Annotated in this window: 6 protein-coding genes and 1 pseudogene; 5 read left to right on the top strand and 2 right to left on the bottom strand. The window is 71.5% G+C overall.

The features are described 5' to 3' along the window. Positions 1-96 precede the first annotated feature (96 nt). The 3 genes and pseudogenes from ABZ656_RS56100 to ABZ656_RS56090 form a co-directional block, all read left to right on the top strand. Positions 97-438, top strand: a pseudogene (locus ABZ656_RS56100) (amidase family protein); the annotation flags it as partial. 103 nt (positions 439-541) lie between these two features. Beyond that, positions 542-760: a hypothetical protein gene (locus ABZ656_RS56095; RefSeq protein WP_101403966.1), complete on the top strand. Its 219-nt coding sequence runs from the start codon at positions 542-544 to the stop codon at positions 758-760. A gap of 145 nt (positions 761-905) precedes the next feature. Further along, complete coding sequence (locus tag ABZ656_RS56090) at positions 906-2,411, top strand: flotillin family protein (protein WP_101402383.1); 1,506 nt, start codon at positions 906-908, stop codon at positions 2,409-2,411. A 148-nt stretch (positions 2,412-2,559) separates the two neighbouring features. On the opposite strand, the gene ABZ656_RS56085 is transcribed toward ABZ656_RS56090, so the two are convergent. Then, positions 2,560-2,712, bottom strand: coding sequence for a hypothetical protein (locus ABZ656_RS56085; RefSeq protein WP_218977929.1), 153 nt, complete (start codon positions 2,710-2,712; stop codon positions 2,560-2,562). 245 nt (positions 2,713-2,957) lie between these two features. On the opposite strand from ABZ656_RS56085, the gene ABZ656_RS56080 reads away from it, so the two are divergent. Further along, positions 2,958-3,413, top strand: coding sequence for a type II toxin-antitoxin system PemK/MazF family toxin (locus tag ABZ656_RS56080; protein ID WP_360280197.1), 456 nt, complete (start codon positions 2,958-2,960; stop codon positions 3,411-3,413). A gap of 4 nt (positions 3,414-3,417) precedes the next feature. Here ABZ656_RS56080 and ABZ656_RS56075 read toward each other — a convergent pair whose 3' ends face one another. Then, the gene (locus ABZ656_RS56075; protein ID WP_360280194.1) at positions 3,418-4,266 is read right to left on the bottom strand and encodes a TIGR02452 family protein; all 849 of its coding nucleotides are present in this window, start codon (positions 4,264-4,266) and stop codon (positions 3,418-3,420) included. A gap of 314 nt (positions 4,267-4,580) precedes the next feature. On the opposite strand from ABZ656_RS56075, the gene ABZ656_RS56070 reads away from it, so the two are divergent. Continuing rightward, positions 4,581-5,408, top strand: an 828-nt coding sequence (locus ABZ656_RS56070; protein ID WP_360280191.1) for a glutamate-cysteine ligase family protein, incomplete at its 3' end; no start/stop codon positions are given.

Here is a 5,408-nt window from a genome sequence, read left to right as displayed (position 1 = left end):
GCGGGGCCGCTTCGTCTCGGGCGGAGATTGAGCCTGAAATTTCTGGCTACTCCGGCAACCGGCATCAGGATTTTATCCTACGTGCGCCGGCATTGGCGGATCGGCGCGCTCTTCGACACGTACGACGTCCTGCTCGCGCCGACGACGGCCGCTCCCCCGCCGCGCATCGGCTCGATGGCGGACCTCAGCGGCCTCGGCACCGACCGGGCCATGATCGCCGCCTGCCCCTACGCCTGGCCGTGGAACATCCTGGGCTGGCCCGGTGTGAACGTCCCCGCGGGTTTCGTCGACGGCGGCCTGCCGGTCGGCGCCCAGCTCCTCGGTCCGGCGAACAGCGAACCGCTGCTCGTCTCCCTGGCCGCCCAGTTGGAGGCCGACCAGCGCTGGCACGAACACTGGCCGCCGCACGGGGCGCCCGCGGACTCCCCCGCGGTGTAGACGAGTTCACCGCGCGTGCCGGTGAACGAGTTCGGGGCGCGTGCCGGTGAACGAGTTCGGCGCGAAGGCACTGACCAGGGGATTCGGGCCGTACGCTGGGCACATGGACGATGCGTCGATGGTCGGGTTGATGGGGCGGGTGACCGGCACGGTCGGACCCGGCCTCGTCGGTGAGGTGATCGTCCGGGTCCGCGGCGGCGCCGAGCACTTCCTCGCGTACCCGGCCGCTTCGAAGGAGCGGATCGAGTGCGGCACGGTGGTGATGGTGGTCGAGTACCTGCCGCCGCGCACGGTCTACGTATCGGCCGCGTACGACAGTTGACGACTCGTCTGTGCATGCTCCGCCCCAGGTGAGAGCAGTGTGCGTCAAGATTGCAACAAGGATCCGTCAGCGTCTGTACCCCGGTCTTGCACAGGAGCACACTCCCTTCGTTCGGTGCCGATAGGGCACCATGCAAAGGGGGCGTATGCCGATGGTTGTCGGCGTCGTGGCGGGGGCGGTTGTCCTCGCACTGATCTTCATCGTTGTGGTCTTCAAGCTCATGTGGCGTGTCGCGGAGCCCAACGAAGCACTGATCATCTCCGGTTCGAAGCATCGGACCGAAGGCCTCGAAGAGGGCATGGGTTTCCGCATCGTGACGGGGCGCGGCACGCTGGTGCTGCCGGGTGTTCAAGCGGTACGGAAGATCTCGCTCGACCTCAACGAGACCGAGCTGCACGTGGACTGCGTGACCACCCAGGGCATTCCGCTGAAGGTGCGCGGCGTGGTCATCTTCAAGGTGGGCGACGACTTCGTGTCGATCGCCAACGCGGGGCGTCGCTTCCTCGACCAGCAGAAGATGATGTCGGAGCGCGTGCACAACGTGTTCGCCGGTCATCTGCGGTCCATCGTCGGCGGGTTGACCGTCGAGGACATGATCCGCGACCGGGAGAAGCTGACCGGCCAGACCCGGGCCGCGTGCGGTACGGAGATGGAGAAGCTCGGTCTCATCGTCGACTCGCTGCAGATCCACGAGATCGAGGACCCGACCGGGTACATCAAGAACCTCGCGATGCCGCACGCCGCCGCCGTACAGCGGGACGCGCGCATCGCGCAGGCGGAGGCGAATCGTCTCGCCACCGAGGCCGAACAGAAGGCCGCGGCCCGGATGTCGGAGGCGACCCGGGACAGCGAGATCCTCCAGGCCGGCTACCAGGCCGAGCGCGACAAGGCGGCGGCGAAGGCGCGACAGGCCGGACCGCTCGCGGACGCCGCGGCCCGGCAGGACGTCGTCGTACAGGAGACCCGGATCGCCGAGCTCGATGCCCTCCGTCGTGAGCAGCAGCTCCAGGCGGACGTCCGCAAGCCGGCGGACGCCCAGGCGTACGAGACGCGGGCCCGTGCCGAAGCCGAGCGTGACGCGCGTATCTCGGCGGCCGAGGCCAAGGCCAAGGAGACCGAGCTCGCGGCCGCGGCGGAGGCGAACCGGGTCAAGACGGCCGCCAACGCGGAGGCCGAGGCGACGAAGGCCCGGGGTGCGGCCGCCGCGACGGCGACCAGGGCCACGGGTGAGGCCGAGGCCGCAGCGGCTCAGGCCAAGGGTCTCGCGGCGGCCGAGGCGACCCGGGCACAGGGTCTCGCGGAGGCGGAGACCATCAAGGCGAGGGCCGCGGCCCTCGCCGAGAACCAGGAGGCGGTGGTCGCCCAGCAGCTCGCCGAGAACTGGCCGGAGATCGTCCAGGCGGGCGCCAGCGCGTTCGGGAACGTCGACCACATGGTGCTGCTCAACGGCGCCGACGGCATGTCGGACATGTTCGCCAAGGCGCTCACCATGGGCGGCACGGGCCTCGGCCTCGCCCGTCAGCTGCTCTCGTCGATGAACCAGGACGGGACGGCCGGCAGCGGTACGGGGAGCAACGGCGCCGCCGGGCTCAACGGGGTCGTGCCGCCGCGCACGGAGAAGGTGCCGGTGGAGGGGGACGGCAAGGCGTGACGCCGAAGGAGAACGCCGGGGACTGATCCCGGCGGGGCGACGAGGGTGTTCCAGTCCCCCTCGTCGCCCGCGCTCCGCGGGCGGTTCGACCCGCCCGCGGAGCGTGCGTCATCGTGCAGGTCCTCGGTGGTTCCGTCCGCCTCGACGGTTACGCGGCCGCGGCGCCGACGAGGCCGTCGAGCCTGGCCTGGTGGCCGGTGAGCATCGGGTTCGGCCGCTCGGAAGCCGGCGCGGCGGCGGGCCGACCGATCTGGGTCTCCTGGGTGGGGACGCGGACCCGGCCGCCGGACAGGTCCTCCACGAGCCAGGCATGCGGGACGTCGAGCCGCTCCCCGGGCGTGCCGTCCTGCTTCGCGGTCCACGTCGTACGGGTCCGCGACCGCCTCCAACACGCCGCCCGGACCTGATAGTTCGGAGGGCGCTGGGCCCTGGGCGGCGGCTGCCGCCGAAGGGGGCCGGACGGGGTTGCCGTCGCTGAGGCGTTCGCGGTGCCATCTCGGCCACCCGCTCGGCGGGTTGGACAGGGCAGGCTCTAACGTGAGCCGCGTGACTGCCTTTACCGATGACACCGCCGAAGACGTTCCCGGCCGCTACGGCCTGTCCGCGACCACCGAGGCCGAACCCCGCGAGGTGGGCCGGGTTCGGACGGAGTACGCGCCCGCGCACGACGGTGACCCCGATCCCGGCGAGATCGTCTGGACGTGGGTGCCGTTCGAGGAGAACGACGGGCGGGGCAAGGACCGTCCGGTGCTCGTCGTCGCCCGCGAGGACGCCGGCACGCTGCTCGCCGTCCAGTTGTCGAGCAAGCGGCACGACGGGGACCGGGAGTGGGTGCCGATCGGGAGCGGGCCGTGGGACCGGTCGGGGCGGGACTCGTGGGTGGATGTGGACCGGGTGCTGCGGCTGCACGAGGACGGGATGCGGCGGGAGGCCTGTGCGCTGGATCGGATGCGGTTCAATTCGGTCGTACGCCGGTTGCAGGAGCGGTACGGCTGGCGTTGAGGGCTCACCCGTAGGCGAACACCCGCTCGAAGGAGCCTCGCGTCGCCTGATCCCTCGCGCGGTCCAGGACCCCGAACACGACATGGTCGAAAGCACCCTCGAAGCGGCCTTTGACCAGCAAGTCGTGGAACGCGCCCGCCACCTGCGCCGGATCGTTCCGGAAGACGCCGCAGCCCCACGCGCCCAGCACCAGCCGGTGGTAGCCGTGGGCCGCGGCGGTCTCCAGGACGCGCTCGGCGCGCACGGCCAGGGCGGGTCCGAGCTCGGGCGCGCGCTCCGGGGCCGTGCGCAGGACGACTCCGGCGTTGGGGGCCGCGGCGGTCAGGAATCCGACGGTGTACGGCTCGTCGAGCAGATCTCCGCGGTCGTCGCGGAAGACGGGCACGGCGGGTGAGTGGATGACACGGTCCGTGTAGAACGGATCCCGGTGGGCGCGGTGGTGGTCGTAGAACTCCCGGGCCCCCAGCAGACACGTGTACAGCGCGGAGGCCCGGCACAGGGCCTCCTCCTGAGCCTGCGCGCCGTTCAGGAAGCCGCCGCCCGGGTTGCGCGCCGAGGCGAAGTTCAGGACGGCGACCGGGTCCGCCGGGCGCCCTCCTTCCTTGCGCACGAGCCGTCGGGCGGCCTCCAGACTGCTCTCGCCCGTCACCTCGATCAGCGTGCTTTCGCGCGGTGCGCTCGCGGGGCTGCCGGCCGGTGCCCTGACCGGCCCTGGGCCGTACATGCGCGTTCCCGCCCGCGCGGCCTCGATCGCCGCGGCGATCGGCACCGTGCGTCCGTCGGACGCGCGGTACCCGCCCGCCGCGACGATCTCCTCCGTCTGCCGCGCGTGCGCACGCAGGCGCGCACTCATGGCGCGACCCCCGTACGCGCCACGAGGACGCCCCTCGCGATCTCCCCCGTCGCTCCCCCCGGCATTTCCCCGGCCGATTCCCCCGTCGTGCCCATGAACGCATCGTGAGCGATGCTGGTCCTACGGCGCAACGGAATTTCCCAGCCTCGTAAACAGCGCCTCGTGGCCCGGCAAACAGCGCCTCCGGAGCCCGCGAGCAACGATTTGCACCCTTGTGCGAACCGCCAAGAGGGTCTTGGGTGGGACGAGCGATGCCGGTCCGGCACCACAGACGTCGGGCCGGCGGCATGGTGGAATCTCAGGAGGATCCCGACATGTCCGATTCGGTGAGTGACTGTACGGAGCGCCGCTCCGCCGTCACCGAGGCCGAGGTGGAGGCGCTGGTCCGAGGCATCTGCTTCAAGACCGGACCGCCCCGTACCCTCGGTGTCGAAGTGGAATGGCTCGTCCACGAGCTGCGGCGGCCGCAGCTCCCGGCATCACCCGAACGACTCAAAGCGGCCTACGCCGCACTGCGGACCCTGCCCCTGCGTTCGGCGCTCACCGTCGAACCCGGCGGACAGCTGGAGCTGAGCTCCCTTCCCGCCGCCTCCCTGATGGAGTGCATCGGGTCCGTCTCGGCCGACCTCGACGCGGTACGCGCGGTACTGCGCGAGGCGGATCTCGGCCTCAGCGGGTACGGCCACGACCCCTGGAACCCCCCGAGCCGCTTTCTCCATGAGCCGCGCTACGACGCCATGGAGCGATACCTCGACCGTGCGGGCCCGCAGGGGCGGGCCATGATGTGCTCCTCCGCCTCCGTCCAGGTGTGTCTGGACGCCGGATACGAGGAGCCCGGACCCTTGGGGCACGGTCGCCGCTGGTGGCTGGCGCACCAACTGGGCGCGGTCCTGGTGGCCGCGTTCGCGCACTCGCCGGTGGCCTCTGGCCGGTACACCGGCTGGCGCTCCACGCGGCAGTCCCTGTGGGCGGCCATGGACCCCGGACGGTCCGCCGCGCCCCCGCTGGGCGGTGATCCGCGCGCCGCATGGGCCCGGCGCGTCCTGGACGAAGGCTATATCTCCTGGCCGCACTACCTGCAGATCGAGGCGAAGCTGGCCGCGAACCGCACCAGCACCGGAGCCAGGCCGCCGCGCGAGGGC

It is taken from the genome of Streptomyces sp. NPDC007095, assembly GCF_040634475.1.
In the GTDB taxonomy this organism is placed as follows: Bacteria; Actinomycetota; Actinomycetes; order Streptomycetales; family Streptomycetaceae; genus Streptomyces.
The sequence above is the reverse complement of the archived record's forward strand: the minus strand, read 5'-3'. Positions and strand labels throughout refer to the sequence as shown.